6 protein-coding genes are annotated in these 18773 nt (G+C 50.2%); 3 read left to right on the top strand and 3 right to left on the bottom strand.

Annotated features, from left to right (window positions below; translation table 11 throughout):
• Positions 1–2: 2 nt before the first annotated feature.
• Together Q0986_RS14975 and Q0986_RS14980 are read right to left on the bottom strand one after the other, a co-directional pair.
• Positions 3–4865 carry a MupA/Atu3671 family FMN-dependent luciferase-like monooxygenase gene (locus tag Q0986_RS14975; protein ID WP_299411719.1) on the bottom strand — a complete coding sequence of 1621 codons (4863 nt, stop codon included), beginning with the start codon at positions 4863–4865 and terminating at the stop codon, positions 3–5.
• Positions 4862–9946: a type I polyketide synthase gene (locus tag Q0986_RS14980; protein ID WP_299411722.1), complete on the bottom strand. Its 5085-nt coding sequence runs from the start codon at positions 9944–9946 to the stop codon at positions 4862–4864. The genes Q0986_RS14975 and Q0986_RS14980 overlap by 4 nt, the downstream gene beginning before the upstream one ends.
• Before the next feature lie 702 nt (positions 9947–10648).
• Between Q0986_RS14980 and Q0986_RS14985 the strand changes: the two genes are divergently transcribed.
• From Q0986_RS14985 to Q0986_RS14995, 3 genes are all read left to right on the top strand, one after another.
• A complete protein-coding gene (locus tag Q0986_RS14985; protein ID WP_299411725.1) occupies positions 10649–13333 on the top strand; it encodes a TonB-dependent receptor in 2685 nt (894 codons plus the stop codon).
• Between the two features lie 78 nt (positions 13334–13411).
• Positions 13412–14449, top strand: a complete 1038-nt coding sequence (locus Q0986_RS14990; RefSeq protein ID WP_299411729.1) for an iron-siderophore ABC transporter substrate-binding protein — start codon at positions 13412–13414, stop codon at positions 14447–14449.
• Positions 14450–14460: 11 nt separating this feature from the next.
• On the top strand, positions 14461–15795 hold the full coding sequence (locus Q0986_RS14995; protein ID WP_299411733.1) for an MFS transporter: 1335 nt from the start codon (positions 14461–14463) through the stop codon (positions 15793–15795).
• A gap of 227 nt (positions 15796–16022) precedes the next feature.
• On the opposite strand, the gene Q0986_RS15000 is transcribed toward Q0986_RS14995, so the two are convergent.
• Positions 16023–18773: calcium-binding protein (locus tag Q0986_RS15000; RefSeq protein WP_299411737.1), on the bottom strand; the 2751-nt coding region annotated here is incomplete at its 5' end.

Below are 18773 nucleotides of genomic sequence, written 5' to 3' on the forward strand. Positions count from 1 at the left end.
GCTTACCTTGAAAATTTTTCTTCAAACAAACGATCCACGTCGTCGTCTGATAATTGGGCAATTTTGTCTAAGGGGGTTTCATTGACAGGAGCGCTAGTGGGCAACTCCCAATCCAAAATCGATTCAGCCAAATGGGTGGTCAGGGCTTCGACCGTGGGATGTTCAAAAGCGACAACAGCAGGAATGGTCTTTCCTAAGCTGGTTTCCAATCGGCTTTTAATATCCAGAGCCATTAACGAATCGCATCCCATTTCAAATAACCCCCGATTTGGATCAATCGAGGTAGGATCAGCAACTCCCATCACTTGAGCCACCTGCTCTTGCACATGCGTTTTTAGGGCTTGCAGGCGAGTGGAAGGTGGTAATGCTTCCCAGTCTTGCGTCAGGGAAGTTGGGGAGAGCTTTTCGGCTGTGGTACTTTGGGGCGTTATGTCTTTAAAGAAAGGCCGTGCTTTTTCTTGGGGAAACAGCTCAAAAAAGTCCGGCCAGGGAACGGGGAGAACCGCCAGTTGCCCCTGCTGATCAATAACCTGGCTAAGGGCTGCGAGTCCTTGCTCTGGCGTCAGTGTCCAGGATTCAGGAAGCAGGCGCTGTCCAGCCTGTACGGAGCGCGTTCTTAATCCAATTTCAGCCCAATCGCCCCAATCCAAACTTAGAGCGGGCAATCCTAACGCTTGTCGATGATGGGCCAAACCATCGAGATAAGCATTCGCCATGCTATACCCACTGAGCTGTTGCCCCACTGCACCCAGTAGCCCTGCCCAGGAGGAAAACAGAATAAACAAGTCGAGGGGTTTGTCTTGGAAATATTGATGTAGACTCCAAGCACCCAGAACCTTAGGACGTAATGTTTGTTCTAAGTGATCCGTGTCTACCTGCTCTAGGGCTGCAAACTGAGGTGGAACCACGGCTAAATGAAACACACCCCGGATGGCGGGACCATTAATGGATTGAATGGCCTGGGTAAGCTGCCTCAGATCGGCAACATCAGCTGTTGCTAGATGGACCTGAACCGCTTTAGCCTCAAGTGCCAGAATGGCCTGAGTTTGAGCATAGCGCTGATCGCTTTCGGTGAGAGACAACCACTGCTGACGAGGTGGGAGGGCAGTGCGGCCCAACAGAATAAGATGTTTAGCCCCTTGCTCTGTCAGCCAATTTGCCACCTGTAAACCGATATCTCCAAGTCCTCCGGTAATTAGGTAGCTGGCATCGGCTTGGATTTTTGCTGAGTGTGGAGTTGGGACTGTGAATGGAGAAAGGGACGGAGACCAGCTTTGGTGGTTACGAAATGCGATGACCGTTGCTTGCTGTCCATAGGACATAGGCCGGTCGGAGACCATCGCATCCATCCCGTGCCGTTGCATCTTCCCACCATCAGTAGCGGAGACCTTAGAACTGCTCTGTGTTCCCCCCAGAATTGGGGGGCTAGGGGGGCCAGCGAAATCTTTTTGAGCTTGACTCTGAGTTAAATCAACATCCTTAGATTCATCTTGCGAGGTTCCAGTGCTAACAGTCTGAGTAAGAGGCATTCCATCCTGCATTAGCCCCCCCGGCCCCCCTTTCTTGTATGCCGAAGGCCATATTCTGGGGGGAGAGTGCTTAGCACTGTTCTGAAGAATCCAAAGCAGATCCTGGGCAGATTCGTCGGCTGGGGCAGTTGGATCCAAGTCAATTAAACCGCCATACCGTTGGGGTTGCTCCACAGCCAATACTTGGCCCAACCCCCATAACATGGATTGAGATGCATCAACCTGACGCTGCTCAACGGCCTGACTTCCCTGAGTCACCAGCCAAACGGGGCAGTCAAGCTTGTGTTGCCCCATGGCCTGAATCAACGCGATGGGAGCCGTTGTTTGCCAGGGCATTGCCAGGGGAGTCTGTTCTAGATTGTTGAGTCCCCACAGGTACACAACGCCACGACAGCCATCTGCGTTGATAGAAGCCAGCAAATCTGGAAGCAGGGCTGAATCTGATGAGCCCAGCAGATGACAAACATCCCCTTGGGATTCGAGGGCCACGGCTAGGGCATCACCAATGCCTGAGCGATCCCTACAGATAATCCAGGTTCCCTGATCCTGATTGTGCTGTTTGACCGCTACAATCACCGCCTGTTGGCATAACCCTTCGCGATTGGCTGAAATAAGCTCAGTTTCAAACTGGTTGGCCTGCAATAGCTGCTGCCATTGCTTCCCATTGATCAGAGGATAGTTTGGCCTGAGATCAGTATCAGTAAAGAACCACCATCCAGGGGTTAAGCCAAAAATCAAGTCCAACCAAGCCTGGGGTTCCATACCTTCCAGGGCAATTAAAAGACCACCGGGTGCCAGCAGTTGATGAATATGGCCAATGGTTTGCTGCAGATCCGAGGTGGCGTGCAGAACATTCGCCGCCAAGATAATGTCAAACTGCTGGGGTTCAAACCCCTGGTCTTGGGGCGACTGTTCAATATCGAGCAGTCGATAATTGATAAAGGGATAGTCTGCGAACTTCTGCTCCGCTTTCGTGGTGAACAGCACAGAAACATCCGTAAAGGTGTATTGGGTGCGATCTGCAGGCAGTTTGGGTAAGACATAGGCCGTGGTTCCGCCCGTCCCGGCCCCAATTTCTAGAATGCGGATGGGGCGAGCCGGAAGAGACTCAATGGCGGTAGAAATAGCATCCATCACCCACTGATTCGCCACCTGAGCTGCTGGGGAATCCTGATATAACGCTTCCACATCGGCGACTGAACCGTCAGGAAACAATAGCTCTAGGGGATCTTGGCCCTGGAGAACAGCCGCCAGATTTTGGCCACAGCGTCCTAAAAGCTTGAGTTCCGCGCCGCAGGTGGGATAGGTATTTTGTAAGGTCTGAAGTTGGTGGGCAGGATTTTGAATGGCCTGTTGAAGCTGCCACTGCCCCTGAAGATTAAGAACATCTTGTTCCCTCAGAATCTCCAATAAACGCTCAAACAATCGATGGTGTTGGGATTGTATCCGGGGAGGCACGAAGGGCTGATCACACTGAACCCCCATGGCTTGAAATGCCCAAAGAATATAGTCGCGACTCAGGGTATTGAGCTGAGGGAGCAGATCTGGATAGATGCCTAACTTTTCTAAGGGCGTTTGCTGACGAACTTGATGGGCAATATCAGCGATTGGCGCAAAAGCCAGTGGTGCAGGTAGAAGGTAGGGCTGCCACTGGACTTGATAAAACCAATCTGAATGGCTGGATTGAGTCGGCTTTATCTGCTGAAGCTGAATACCTTTCAGGGTCATCAGCACAGTGCCTTTGGCATCTAGAACCCGGACATCACCCGTAAATTCAGCCAGGTCGTTTTGGGACGTCGTCACTGCATGGCTATAGAGTTCTCCCGCCAAGGTGCCATAGGAGGTTAGTTCACCTAAGCCGACGGGCAGATAACTAGCCGTTTCGGCATCCGGCAACGTTGCCCAAAAAACTTGCAGACAAGCATCTAGGAGGGCCGGATGGGTTTTGTAGGAGGTCGTTTCCAGATGCTTAGGAAGTTGGAGGGTGGCAATGGCTTCTCCCTCGCGCCGCCAAAGCTGTTCAATGCCTTGAAAACTGGAATCTAGAGCAACACCACGAGCAGCCAAGGTTTGATAAAACGTTTCACGAGTGACCTTTTGGCATCGGTGCTGAATAGCCTCCACAGAATCGTCTGAAACAGAGTTGTCAAATGGGCTAGGGTTTGACGCCGTTCTATCGGGGAGGTGCACTGGAACGCGAAGGGACGGTTGAGTAAGGGTCAAACAAGCTTCTCGCAACCGATTGAGATGGGGAAGGGTCTGCAGAATCAAATCGGGGTGAGGACCAAAATCTAACAGACAGGCAATTTCATTAACGCCACTTACATGGAGTTGCTCCACTAAACTGTGGCAACTTTCTGGTGTCCCCAGCAGCGATCGCCCTTCACTAAAGAATTTTTCAAAAATCCGCTCCGTCATCTGATCCAGATCGGTCGGGGATAGGGACGCCAAATCAACCGCCGAGCCGCGACTGTAGCTCAATCCCTTGAGAAGGGGGAGATTAGCTTTTAAGTAGTTGCAATAGGGATGTCGAACCTGCTCTCGGACCGTTTCTAAATCAGCCCCTAAATAAGCATGTAAGGTGACCGTGACCTGACCTGGAGGATGGCCCTTTTTAGCACCCGCCTGCCGATACAAGGCAATATTTTCTGCCAGGGCAGCGATATCTTGATCGAAGAGATGGGTTAACAGATTGGCCCCTACTTCTCCAGCCTTAATAAAGGTTTGGGGATTGCTGGCAGCCGTCATCCAAATCGGGAGCTGAGGTTGAATCGGCGTGGGATAAACCCTTAACTGTCGGTGCTGACCATCTCCACCCTTGACCGATATGGACTTCCCCTGCCACAACTCACGGACGGTTTGAATCCCATCTACCATGATTTGCCAGCGCTGGGCGTAGTGATCCGGGAAAAAGGCAAAGTCCCCCGGATTCCAGCCCGAGGCAAAGGAGATGCCAACCCGTCCATCCGACAAGTTATCCACCATCGCCCACTCTTCGGCGACCCGAATGGGGTCATGGAGAGGCAAAACAACGCTGCCTGCCTGGAGGCGGATCTGTTGCGTTTCGCGGGCTAGGGCAGCTTGGAGAACAGCGGGATTCGGATACAAACACCCTAAGGGCGTGAAGTGACGTTCCGGCACCCAAATGCTCGAAAAACCATGTTGATCGGCAAACTTTGCACTTTCTAGGACTAGACGATAGCGATCATGCCCTAAATCATCTTCACCACTGGCAAAGAACATTAGCCCAAATTTCATTCCCATTGAATCTTCTAGAGACTGAGGCTCTAGGGTCTGGGACGAACCGATCCTTGCGTTGGGGGCGTTTGCAATCATGCCGTCACCTGTACCCGGTAGGTGGTGGCAGTCGCATGGAGCGTCCACGGATCAGAGGCTGAGGAACGGCTATGGACCTGAAACTTAGCGGAACCATCAGCCGGAATTAAAGCAATCTGTACGACTCTAGGCTGGGCCAGAAAAAGTGGCGCATGGAGTTCTAGGGCATTAATGGGATATTGACCTTCTCCCCAAACCCTTTGGGCGGCCGCCATGGCCATTTCTAGATAAGCGCCCATAAATAGCACTGGCGTATCCCAAACCCGATGTTCATTTAAGTAAGGCGTTTCATCTGGGCTTAAGGAGACTTCCCATAACCAATGATCTGAACAGTGAGCAGGGGGTGTCAGGCGATGTCCTAATAGAGGATGATCGATAGGCCCTATTGATTGCTGTGGAAACTGGGGCTCATCAATCCAATATCGCTGGCGTTGGAAGGGATAGGCAGGCAACGCTATAGACTGACAACCATAGTCTTGGTCAAACCCTTGCCAGTCAATTTCAAATCCCGCTTCGTAGAGCTGCCCTAAGCTGTGTAGCATTGCATCCCAATCTGTTTGCCTGGGGTTTAAACTTTGCAGCCATTGGATCTCAGGGTTATCCACACACTGCTGGCCTAGATTAACGAGGGTGGGTTTTGGCCCAACTTCTAAGCAGGCTTGGCAGTTTTGAGCCCCTTTAGCAATGCCTGCTGCAAACTGGACGGGTTCGCGAATATGCTTGACCCAATAGTCTGCAGATGCAATTTCAGAGGTCGCTAGGTCTCCGGTTAGGTTGCTGATTAGCTTAATTTTGGGTTGGTGAAACTGGACGGATTCGGCAACTTGGCGAAATTCATCCAGAATCGGCTCCATCAAAGGGGAATGAAACGCGTGGGACACCGTCAAAACTTTGTTGCGAATGCCTCGGGCGGTCAGGGTTGCAGAAATCTGCTGGACTGATTCACGTCGGCCAGACACCACCAGGCTTTTAGGACCATTGAAAACGGCAATATTAGTGTCGGTAGTCAGCAAGGGAGCAACTTGATCTGGAGACGCTGCGATCGCAACCATCTCACCGGTAGCAGGCAGGCTCTGCATCAACCTTCCCCGTGCCGCAATCAGCTTTAGACCTGCTTCCAGACTAAAGACTCCAGCGATACAGGCTGCTACATATTCACCAACGCTATGTCCCAGTAAAATATGAGGCCGAATCCCCCAAGACTGCCAAAGTTGAGCCAGGGAATACTCTAAGGCAAACAGAGCTGGCTGGGTATATGCGGTCTGATCAATGAATGACTCCGATTGGGCAAAGAGCACCTCTAGCAAGGGCTGATCGAGTTCCGCCCTTAAAATATCAGCACAATGATCCAGTGCGTGGCGGAAGGTGGGTTGGGTGTCATAGAGCTGCTTGCCCATGCCCACATATTGCGAGCCCTGCCCCGTAAATAAGAAAGCCACGGTTTTGGCTCCCGGAATGGGCTGTCGCTGCGTCGGCAGGGTTTGGAGTTGATCGCGCAATTCTTGAGCAGAGGAGGCTGCGATCGCAACTCGGTATTGCAAATGAGATCGCAACGCATTAGCCGAATAGCAAAGATCGCCCAAATTAGTATCGGTGACTAGCTGTGCATACTGCTGGCACTTAGCTTGCAGGGCCTCAGAGGTATGAGCCGATAAGGCCAGTAAATGAGACGGACGCTTATCTGTAACAGAGGGAATTGCCGCTACAGCAGGGGCTTCTGCCAGAACAACGTGGGCATTCGTGCCGCCAAAACCAAAGGAACTTACCCCCGCTAGTCGTTGTTGTGTTTGGGTGGGCCAGGGCTGAGATTGGGTTGTGATCGCAAACTGGTCTGCATCTAACTGGATATGAGAATTCAGGGTTTGGCAATGCAGATGAGCAGGAATCTGCTGATGTTGGAGGGCCAGCACAACCTTAATTAAGCCAGCAATGCCTGCGGCTGATTCCAAATGTCCCACATTGGTTTTAACGGAGCCCAGCCAGCAGGGCTGACTGCGTTGCCCCTGGAGTACCGAGTGAAGTGCCGCCACCTCAATTGGGTCCCCTAGGGGAGTACCTGTGCCGTGGGTTTCAACATATTGGATCTGTTCCGGCTCTACCTTCCCTTGCCGCAACGCTTGCTGAATTACCGCTTGCTGAGCCAGTCCATTGGGGGCTGTAATGCCGTTGCTATGGCCATCTTGGTTGACGGCACTACCTTTGATAATCGCTAGAATCCGATCACCCGCTTGTTGAGCATCCGTGAGGCGCTTTAAGACCACTAGGCCACAGCCTTCCCCCCGCACATAGCCATCAGCTTGGTCATCAAAGGTTTTACATCGACCATCTGCCGCCATCATATTGGCATGAGTAAAGGCCGTCGTCAGTTCTGGAGACAAGATTGTATTGACGCCACCAGCAATGGCTTGCTGGCACTCCCCTTGCCGCAAACTTTGGCAGGCTTGATGGACTGCAACCAGAGACGAAGAACAAGCCGTATCAATCGCAATGCTGGGACCGTGCAGATTAAAGTGATAGGACAACCGATTGGCTGCCACGCTAAAGGCATTACCAATGCCGATATAGGCATCCCAAGCTTGGGGGATTTGGGCGAGTTTGCGACCATAGTCATTGCTACTAATGCCAACAAAAACCCCGGTTTGACTTCCTTTTAAGCTGTCCAGGGTCTGTCCAGCTCTTTCAAAGGCTGACCACGCAACCTCTAAGAGCAGCCGATGCTGTGGGTCTATCTTTTCAGCTTCTCGGGGTGTAATCCCGAAGAGTTCTGCATCAAATTGATCGATACCTTTGAGAAAACCACCCCACTGGTCTGCGGTCCCATGAGGTGATTGAGCAGGAGCCCACCGTTCTTCAGGCATTATCTGAATTGCATCTATCCCCTGGTCCAATAGCTGCCAGAAAGCTTCCGGTCCATCTGCACCAGGGAATCGACAATCCAATCCCACAATGGCGATATCTGCAGAAGCCAGGGAAAAAGAAGACGGTTCTGAATCAGCCGACGCGACCTCTCCCCGCAAATGTTGTTCGAGATAGCAGGCTAAGAGATGAATGGTGGGGTAATCGTAAAGTAAGACAGGCGATAAGCGGCAGTGAAGCCATTGTTCAATGTCACCCGATAAACTCACCGTCGTCGCTGAATCGATCCCTAAACTGACAAACTCCGTTTCAGGATTGATTCGGACTGGATCAATGCCTGTGGTGTGAGCAATGCGCTGAATTAAGCCAGCCTCAATCTCAAGGGCCGTTAGCTGACTATCGTTTTTGACGGGCTGGACAGGGTTCACTTGGCCTTCTAGCTGGTCCAGCTTATTCTGAAGTTCAATACAGGATTGGCGGAGGGAGGGATCTTCAGCCCAATCTCCAATTACATTTAAAGTCCGTTTCAGAATGCCTTCTCGGCAGGCATAACGCTGAATCTTACCGCTAGATGTTTTTGGAATGCTTCCGGTTCGGAGTAGAAATAGCCCATAAACTTGGAGGTCATGGTGTTGAACGACGGCTCTACGAACAGTGCTAGCGATTTCCTTGACGTTGGCCTGACGTCGATGGGACCGCTCTAGCTCTTGGACAATAATCAAGCGATCAGCCCCAGCCCACTCCAGAGCGATGGCAGCGCCACAGTCGGGTCGCAAGGCGGGGTGGCAGGCGGCAACAGTCGCCTCAATATCCTGGGGATAGTGGTTTTGTCCTCTAAAAATCAACAAATCCTTTAATCGCCCTGTGATATAAAGCTCCCCCTCACTGATAAAGCCGAGATCGCCCGTTCTGAGAAAGGGGCCTTCTCCTGTCTCTGCTATATGGGCAGAAAACGTTTCTGCGGTTCGGGCGGGCTGCTGCCAATAGCCCTTCGCCACGCTGGCACCTGCAACCCAAATCTCACCCACATGATTTTCTGGGCAAACACAACCGACTTCTGGATCAACAATCAGCAAAGGCTGATCCAGACTGGGAGAGCCACAGCTCACCACCGTTTGTGAATCGGCACGATTGAGTTCTGCTGCAACGACCTCACCCGTGGCTAGTGCCGTTGCTTTGATCTGTTTCTGGGTCGGTGTTTGTTGGTAGTCTCCCCCGGTCACCAGCAAGGTGGTTTCGGCCATGCCATAACAGGGGTAAAAGGCTTCTGACCGGAAGCCACTATCTGCAAAAGTTTGAGCAAATCGATCTAGGGTCTGGGCTCGTATGGGTTCTGCCCCAGTAAAAGCCACTTGCCAATCCCTAAGGTCTAACGCTGCCCGCTCTTCCGGGGTAGACCGTTCAATACACAGTTCATAGGCAAAGTTTGGGGCACCACTGGTCGTGGCCTTAAATTGAGAAACGGCTTGCAGCCAGCGGATGGGCTTTTGTAAGAAATCCACTGGAGACATGAGTGTAACGCTGCCCCCACAGTAAAGAGGCTGCAAGATCCCCCCAATCAACCCCATATCGTGATAGGGCGGTAGCCATATCACCCCGCGCATCTCAGGGGTATGACCAAACCGTTCTGCAATCAAAGCTAAGTTATGGTCCAGATTCCGATGGGTGATCATCACCCCTTTAGGGGACCCTGTTGATCCGGAGGTGTATTGCAGAAAGGCAACATCATCGGGATTTGACATGATAGGTGCATCTAAAATGTCAGTCCTTGTCGCTTGTTCTGGATCAATGGCTAACCAGGTTAGCTCCTCAAGGGCAGGTAGATGATTCTGTTGCAATCGATCCAGCAAAGGCTGGGTGGATAAGGCAAGGGTGGGTTGCGCATCCGCAATAATTTTGGCGAGGCGGCCTAAAGAACGATTGGGGCGAGGTGGGTATATCGGCACTGCGATCGCACCTGCATACAGACAGCCAAAAAATGCAGCAATATAGGCCAGGCCGGGTTGAAAAACCAATAAAACCCTTTCTCCCCTTGCCCCAAGTGCCTGTAATCGGGCACCAATATACCGAGCCTGCAAATCTAGCGTCTGATTAGAAACAGATTCAGCCTGCGTCTCTCCATCCAAGAGAAAACGGTAGGTTTGCTTCTCAGCTTCTTTGTTCGCTCTCCATTGCAAAAGATTGGGGAGGTTTGCAGGTTTTGAGTGATTTAGCAAGAACTCCATCTATCCCCACTAAGTTTAGGCACAATATCTTTGCATCTGAAGAACCTTGCCTCGTATTCCCTCAGGCAAAGGTCATATTTGACAATATATCGCAACTATTATAATTGCAAGTACTTTCAACCTACTGTTGCAACTATTTCAACATCATTAAAAAAGGCTACTGTTCTTTCCAAGCAAGCTGGAACGAGCAGTGAAGCAACAAATGTTGCTTGTCTCAACTGAATTTTTGTTAACTGTAGATAACATAATGAACTCACCTTAGATATCGCAAGATGGGTAGGGCAAACCGCAAAAATCATATCTTAGGTATATATGAGGAATTTAGCGGATTTTGGTCTGATTTCGCGTTTATGGAGTAGATGACGACATTAAAGCTACTTTAAATGCTTCTATGTTTTGTCATCGTAGGTATATAGAGTTACATCACCAAGATGAAGTTCACTCAAAAGAGATAAATAGCTCATTTACCGACCCTCGCTCTCATCCTCAATGCCAGTCCTAGACTAGGGGTGATTTGATCAAAGCAAACAGCCACTCACTATCAGATCGCAATTTTATCGTCAAGGCATAAAAACAATATTAATTAGTAAAAATTCGCAATAAGAAGCTGAAAATACGGTAAGCTGTATTCTTGTTTATTCATAATTGCTAGCAAGAACTGCCAACAATTATGCCATTCTTCTGTCAGTTTGAGGGCAAGCCGTGCGGAATTTATTTACGTTGGGAAAATATCTGGGAGCTGGAGCAGCCGTTGCTTTAATCGCTCAGCCCGCTTATGCCCAGGTTATTTCCATTACTGATGTTCAACTGGTACCCACTGAACAAGGTTTAGAATTAGTCCTGGAAGTACCCAGTGGTACGGAATTAGAGGTCTCATCGTCACGCACTGGTAATACGTTTATTGCTGATATTTCGAATACTCAGCTGATCTTGCCAGGTGGAAAACCCTTTGAGCAGGCTAATCCGGTCCCCGGTGTTAGCGCCGTTTCGGTCATTCCCATCAGTAGTACCCAGGTCCGAGTGACGGTGGTAAGCGAGCAAGAAGGCTTGGTGACTGAGGTTAACCAAAATCCCCAAAGCTTAGTGTTTAACGTTGCCACCTCATCAGCCCCTGACAATGCTCCCCCAACAGATTCAACTCAAACGCCTGACCCCGCAGAGGCTTCGCCGGGCGAAGCGCCACCTCCTTCACTGGATGGGCAAGAACCGACGGGTGATCCCGATACAACCAGTCAAACACCAGCGGCGACAGATCCTCCCGAAGTCGTAGAGGATGATGAACTAGAAATTGTAGTGACCGCCACCCGTACCGAAGAAGATCCCCTGAATGTCCCCCGCTCAGTAACCGTGATCAAGCGTTCAGAGATCGAGCAAGAAGGGGCAATTAACAATGACTTGGACCAAATCCTGGGTAAGTTTGTACCGGGTTTAGGACCCCCTACAGCGGGCGGTCGAACTCGTGTCCTCGACCTTCGCGGTCGCCCTGCCCAAATCCTCATTGATGGTGTGCCCCAAAATAGTAATACTGGATTTGGCACAGAACTATCAGCCATCGATCCCTCCGCCATTGAACGAATTGAGGTGGTTCGAGGGGCAAGTGCGATTTATGGTGAAGGTGCATCCGGGGGTGTCATTAATATTATTACCCGTTCTCCCCTGGAAGAGGATGGACAGAAAGTACGATTGGGCCTCACTCTGCGCCCTAACTTCGAGAAACTTTCAGAGGATGGTTTTGGTTACCGAGTAGATGCAGGGGTAACGGCCAAAGAAGGTAAAGTCGATTTTCTAGTGGATACCGCTTTTGATATCAAGGGTGCAACCTTTAGTGGCGAAGGTTTTCGCATCCCACCCACGGGTCTTAACAACGACAATAGCACCATCAATGTTTTAACGAAGGTTGGCATCGATATCTCTGAAGAGCAACGGCTTCAGCTCTCCTATAACTTTTTTAATAATGTCTTTGACAGTGAATTTATTTCTGACCCGCCAGATGATGATACTGGCGATGAGGGAGCTAGAGCACTCAGAGTTGGCCGCCTCCAGTTCAATAGTGGAAATCGACCCAGACAAACTGTTCACAATGTCAATGTGACCTACCGCCATCAAGATGTGTTTGGGTCTGAAGTCAATGCCCAGGCTTTTTTGCGAAAAACGGACTTAAATCAAATCCCTGTTGATCTTAGAAATAATCCTAATATTCCGCCCTTCGTTTTTGCTAATCCGTTCCTCCCTGCCCTCAATCAGACTAGCTTAGATGCCTTGGAAGTGGGTGGACGCTTCCAAGTGGACACTCCCGTTACCGATCGATTTTCTATTCTTTGGGGAGCAGACCTCTCTTATGAAGAAAATGAACAAGTATTCTTAGAGAGTGATACAGCAGCATTTGATAATACCCGAGAACTCAATGTCTTCCGAACATTTAACCAAACGCCTTTCTACAAGTTGCGCAATATTGGCACCTTTGCCCAGTTGACATGGGATGCCACTGACAATCTTACGCTCAGTGGTGGTCTGCGGTATGAGAATATTCGACTAGATGTTGATGACTATACTGGGAGTCCTTTTAGAACCTTCGGTGCCCCTCCCCTGGCAGAGGTTGAAGGAGGGACGCTGACGGTTGATGACGTTGTCTTTAATGCTGGCGTTGTGTTTAAGGCCACCGACCAGGTGAGTTTATATGGTAACTTTTCCCAAGGATTTTCCCTCCCTAGTGTAGGAACTGCCTTAGGTCTAGCGCCAAACGATAGTAATTTTGCTGACATTATTCAGCTAGAGCCTCAAAAGGTCAATAACTATGAACTCGGCGTGCGCGGTAACTTTGATAATTTAACTCTTAGTCTTGCTGGTTTTCTCAGCACGTCTTCCCTAGGCTCAACCTTAGTGCCAGACGCCACAGGCTTTTCGCGACTCGTGCGGGCACCCCAACGGAATTATGGCGTGGAGTTTGCAGCGGATTGGCAACCTAGCGATCGCTGGCGGTTGGGTACCACCTTTTCTTGGAACGAAGGGAGCAATAACCCTGACGGTGATGATGATGATCGATTTGTTCCCCTTAGTTCTGTGGATGTCCAGCCCTTTAAGGCCACAGCCTATCTAGAGAACGAAACCCTTCCAGGTTGGCGCAATCGGCTCCAAGCACTGTTTGTCGGGGGACGAGATCGAGCGTTTGATGCTGGGGTTGATCAGTTCCAAGTGACCGGTTACACCCTGGTAGATTTTTTCAGCACGATTAATATCGGCCCTGGCAAACTTCAGTTAGGAATTCAAAACTTATTTGATCGGCAGTACTTGCCAGTTAGCTCCCAAGAGCGATTTGGTGTATCGGCAGCACGTCGTTTTCCTGGAGAAGGCCGTACCTACAGTATTCGTTATAGCCTTGAGTTTTAAATCTCTCCACGTTAATTGGCTTAGAAACCTTTGCTCATTTCACAGTCGATCGCTATGGTTGTATGGATATTGCTTTCTATGGGAATGGTTATCGGGGTTGCTCGATATCTGCGCGGGGCTTTTTGCAATCTGCACAATCGGCTACACTTACCATCTCAGCAAAGGTTTCTGGTCATTATGCTGGCAACCAGCTTGACGCTAGTGCTGTTATCCAGTTGTGCAGCTGATCCGCTCCCCAATTTACCGCAAGAGCGTGCCCCGTTAGCAGCCTCTTCTGCGCGCACAATTGAGCACGCCATGGGGAGCGTGCAAGTCCCTCAGCAACCGCAGCGAGTAGTGACGGTAGATACAGCGGCCTTGGATGCTGCCTTAGCAGTTAATATCAAACCTGTTGGTTCTATTGTCTATGAACGGTTTCCAGCCTATTTGCAGGAGAAAACGACCGATATTCAGTCGGTGGGGGATGGCAATCAGCCTAATTTAGAAGCGATCTTAGCTCTGAAACCCGATCTTATTTTGGGCAATAAAATCAGCTCCAAGTCACAATACAAACATCTCAATCGCATTGCTCCTACTTTTCTGACTGAGAGAAGCGGTCGCGATGGAGACTGGAAGGACAATTTTTTACTGTATGCCGATGCTTTGAATAAACAGACTGAAGCCAAACAAGCATTAGACCAATATGACCGTAAGGTTACCCAACTTAAATCAAAGTTGCCGAATGCGAGTCGGACGGTGGTGTCCATTGTGGCGACCACACAAGGAAAAGTAGGAGTATATAGCGCCAATAGCTTTTCGGGCTCAGTTTTGAAGGATCTAGGATTTTCCCGTCCAGATGCCCAAACAAAAGTGAGTAAACATGCAGCGTTGATTTCCCGTGAAGACTTAGAGAGTATAGACGGTGATATCATCTTCCTGATTCGCGATCAGACTTCGGATAGTAGTCTAGATCGCCAAGCCTTTGTTAGCGATCCGTTGTGGTCAAAACTAAAGGCGGTGCAAAACAATGCTGTTTATGAAGTCAATAATCAGATTTGGACGGCTGGCCGCAATGTTTTAGCAGCTCAGCAAGTACTAGAAGATATAGAGAAAGCGTTGTCAGAAACGGGGGGCTAGCGGGTAGCGCCATGGCTCGCACTTTATCGAAGGGACTCCTTGCCTACGGCACGATTTGGGCGGGTCAATGCGCGTCTCTAATTGGTTCAGATATGACCAATTTTGCAGTGACGTTATGGGCTTGGGAGCAAACAGGGCAGGCCACGCCCATATCCCTGCTCGTCTTTTTTACCCTGACGCCCAAGGTGGCAGTCTCCCTGTTTGCTGGCATTTGGGTCGATCGCTACAATCGCAAGCAGTTAATGTTGCTGGGGAATGGGGTTGCTGGTTTATCAACGATTGTCATCTTGATTTTGCTGCAAACCCATCGCCTGAGTCTTTGGCATCTATTTATTTCTTGTGGTGTTAACAGTCTTTTCAGTTACATTCAAAATCTCTCGTTTTCTGCTTCAACTACGACGCTGATCTCTAAACAGCATTATGGGCGAGCAGGGGCAATGAATGCCCTTAAAAGTTCGGGGGCATATGTCTTTGCCCCTGCTTTTGCAGGTGCTCTCTACCCTTGGACCGGATTGATCGGAGTGCTTGGAATTGATCTGTTAACGTTTGGCCTAGCCATGATCTCCTTGTGGTTGATCGATATCCCGCAACCCGTTCAGAAGGAACAGCCTCAAGCCTGGCAACAACAAATAATGTTTGGCTTTCGTTATATTTCCCAGCAGCCTGGTTTGCGCGCTATTTTGATATTTCTATGCAGTTCTAATCTGTTTACAAGCGCCAGTGTTGCCATTATGCCAGCAGTGATTCTGCTCCGTAGTGGTAATGATGTCAGGCTCTTAGCTATGGTGCAATCGGCATTGGGTTTGGGCGGTATTTTGGGGGCTATGGTTCTCAGCATTTCAGGTGGCCTGACCCCCAGGATTTATGGCTTGCTGTTAGGGATAGCCTTGCCTCAGTTGGGCTGGATCACCATTTCTATGGTGGAGGGGAAATGGGTCTGGGTTGTGCTTGCCTTTGCATCAGCCTGTTTTATGCCCCTTGCGGGGGCCTCGAACCAGGCTATTTGGCTTGCCAAGGTCGACCCCAATCTACAGGGCCGAGTGTTTGCAACACGATATTTATTGGCCCAAGCCTCTACACCGATTGGCGCTGCGATCGCAGGCCCATTATCCGATCATTTATTTGAGCCAGCCCTCCAATCTCAGGGGATTTTATCCACTAGTATCGGAAGTTGGTTAGGGACTGGACCGGGTATGGGTACAGCTCTCCAACTCAGTCTATTCGCTTTATGTAATTTGCTGATTGGCCTCAGTGGTTATGGATTTCGACAACTTAGAGAAGTAGAAAACCTTATACCGGACTTTGACCAGAATTCACCCATTAGATCTTGGGCGATAAAAGAATAACTCATTGCTAATGAATCGATATCGTCTTTAATTTAGGTCTTAATGGGTTTTAAGTCCCTAAAATAGGTGCGGTATTGTAGAAAGTTCTTTCAGAAATTGAACAGCCACAAACATCTCGCAACAGCGTACTCGTTCCAATGGTAAAGGATTGATTACACAATAAACCCACCCAGCCAAGCAGCTGGGCGGGTTTATTAACCTCTATTGCTTAGGTTAGTTCATCACCTCTAAGTACCAAGGATTGAATCTTCGATGATGAAGTTATCGGCTGTTAGTACTGGCCGATTGTTGAGGAGGGCAAATGCTCCACCTTCTCCGAACCCAGCACTAACACCGTTGGTGTCATAGAACAGCGTTCCTGTTTCAGCAGCATAGATGATTTTTGCTTCTGTGGTGCCAGCACTCAAAGGTGAAGCAACCACAGTGAATTCTGCTGCATCACTGAAACCAGCACCGACTGTACTGGTTAATGCAGAGAAGGTGTCTTTACCTAGGGAAATCACATCTTCAGCAGCCGAGAAACCACCGACAATATCAACTCCCAAATCAGCAAAGGTTTGGTCATCAGAGGTGAAGAAGCCAATCGTATCAGCACCTGCACCACCAACAATCAGGTCATTGCCTACATTGCCGATGATTTTGTCATCGCCAACACCACCTTGGATGGTATCGTCACCTGCACCACCAAAGAGGAGGATGTCATCACCTGCTCCGCCTTGAATGATGTCATTACCTTCAGAGCCATCGACAATATCATTACCTGCTCCAGCAGTAATGAGATCATCACCAGCACCGCCAGTAATTTGATCATCACCAGCACCGCCAGTAATTTGATCATCACCGTCGTTGCCTTGAAGCGTGTCGTTGCCATCACCGCCAGTGATTTGGTCATCACCAGCGCCACCGGCAGCAATATCATTGCCAGCTCCAGCTAAGAAAACGACACCAGCTTCACCGGATTCGCCGCCTTCACCAGCTTCGCCGCCTTCACCAGCTTCGCCGCCTTCACCAGCTTCACCGCCTTCACCAGCTTCACCAGCTTCACCGCCTTCACCAGCTTCACCGCCTTCACCAGCTTCGCCGCCTTCACCGGATTCGCCGCCTTCACCGGATTCGCCGGATTCGCCGCCTTCACCGCCTTCACCGGATTCGCCGCCTTCACCGCCAAGTAGGTCAAGTTCACCAGCAATAAGTAAATCGTTGCCTGCACCACCTCGGATAGTGTCGCTACCACCACCACTAGCAATGACATCATCACCTTTACCTCCAACCAGGAGATCATCTCGCGAGCTACCTAAGAGAGTGTCATTACCGTCGCCACCGAAAGCTTCGCCACCTTGGGTATTAACGCCTTCGCCAGCTTCGCCGGATTCACCGCCTTCACCGGATTCGCCAGCTTCACCGCCTTCACCAGCTTCGCCGCCTTCACCGCCTTCACCAGCTTCACCGCCTTCACCAGCTTCACCGGATTCGCCAGCTTCACCGCCTTCACCAGCTTCACCGCCTTCACCAGCTTCGCCACCTTCACCAGCTTCACCGGATTCGCCAGCTTCGCCGCCTTCACCGGATTCGCCGCCTTCACCGCCTTCACCGGATTCGCCGCCTTCACCGCCGTTTCCACCAGTAAGATCAACGATATCAATGGCAATGACATCATCACCTGCACCGCCTCTAATGGTGTCATTGCCGCGGGCACCTTCAAGGGTGTCATCACCTTTGCCGCCTTTAATGATGTCGTTATTTTGGCTGCCAGTGACAATATCATTGCCGTTACCAGCATGAATGGTGTCGCCAGGTTTGCTACTGCTGCCTGAACCAAATTGATCTGGGAAGTTGGTAATTCCACCATTAATGATGTCATTGCCATCTCCACCCTTAATATCATCTCGACCAGGACCACCAACAACAATATCGTCACCGCGACCAGCTCCAATGGAGTCTTTCCCACGGCCACCTTCAATAATGTCGTCACCAGGACCACCGCGTAGCTTATCATTGCCTCCATTGCCGAGGATGATATCGTCACCAGCTCCCCCATGTAGCTGATCAGCTTTATCAGTACCGTTGAGAATAATTGACTCTGGGATCGGAGTAGGCTCAGGTTCGGGTTGAGGCTGAGGCTCAGGTTCGGGTTCTGGCTCAGGTTCGGGTTCTGGTTCGGGTTCTGGCTCTGGTTCTGGCTCTGGTTCGGGTTCGGGTTCTGGCTCTGGCTCTGGTTCGGGTTCTGGCTCTGGTTCTGGCTCTGGTTCGGGTTCTGGCTCTGGTTCTGGTTCTGGCTCTGGTTCTGGTTCTGGCTCAGGCTCTGGTTCGGGTTCTGGCTCTGGTTCGGGTTCTGGCTCTGGCTCTGGTTCTGGCTCTGGTTCTGGCTCTGGCTCTGGCTCTGGTTCTGGCTCTGGTTCTGGCTCTGGCTCTGGTTCTGGCTCTGGCTCTGGTTCTGGCTCTGGCTCTGGTTCGGGTTCGGGTTCTGGAGCAGGAGGTTCTTCGAAGAAAGTAACGTCAAAAGATCCTGAACCAGGGGCTAGAGTGTCATTATTGGCACCACCATCAACTAGTCGAATCGTAAATGTGACCGTTTCATCTACCCCTTCAACATCTTGAGGGAAGGATTCTGCCCTGCCAGGATTCTCGTCTGCATTGGCTGTTGGCAGCGTAATACTTGCTCCATTGCCCAAAATGCCTATTTCAACTGTTTCAAAACCATTACCAATAGGGACATTAGGATCGACAGATACCCCTTGAGGTGTATTGGCGGCTAGCGTAAAACGAGTCAATCCTCCTGGTCCATCAGAACTTGAGAGTTCAATAATGGGAGGATTTGCGAAGTCAATAGGTACATCAGTATTGAAAGTGATCACGAAAGGAGTTTGTTCACTTTCAATCACTTCATTTGTATTGGTACTAACCGTGATTGCAAAATGTCCTCTGTAGCTTTGCTGCAGAGATTCCGAGAAAATCGGAGCACTTTGAAGTGTGCCTAG

This window comes from Acaryochloris sp. IP29b_bin.148 (assembly GCF_028285565.1).
GTDB lineage: Bacteria > Cyanobacteriota > Cyanobacteriia > Thermosynechococcales > Thermosynechococcaceae > Acaryochloris.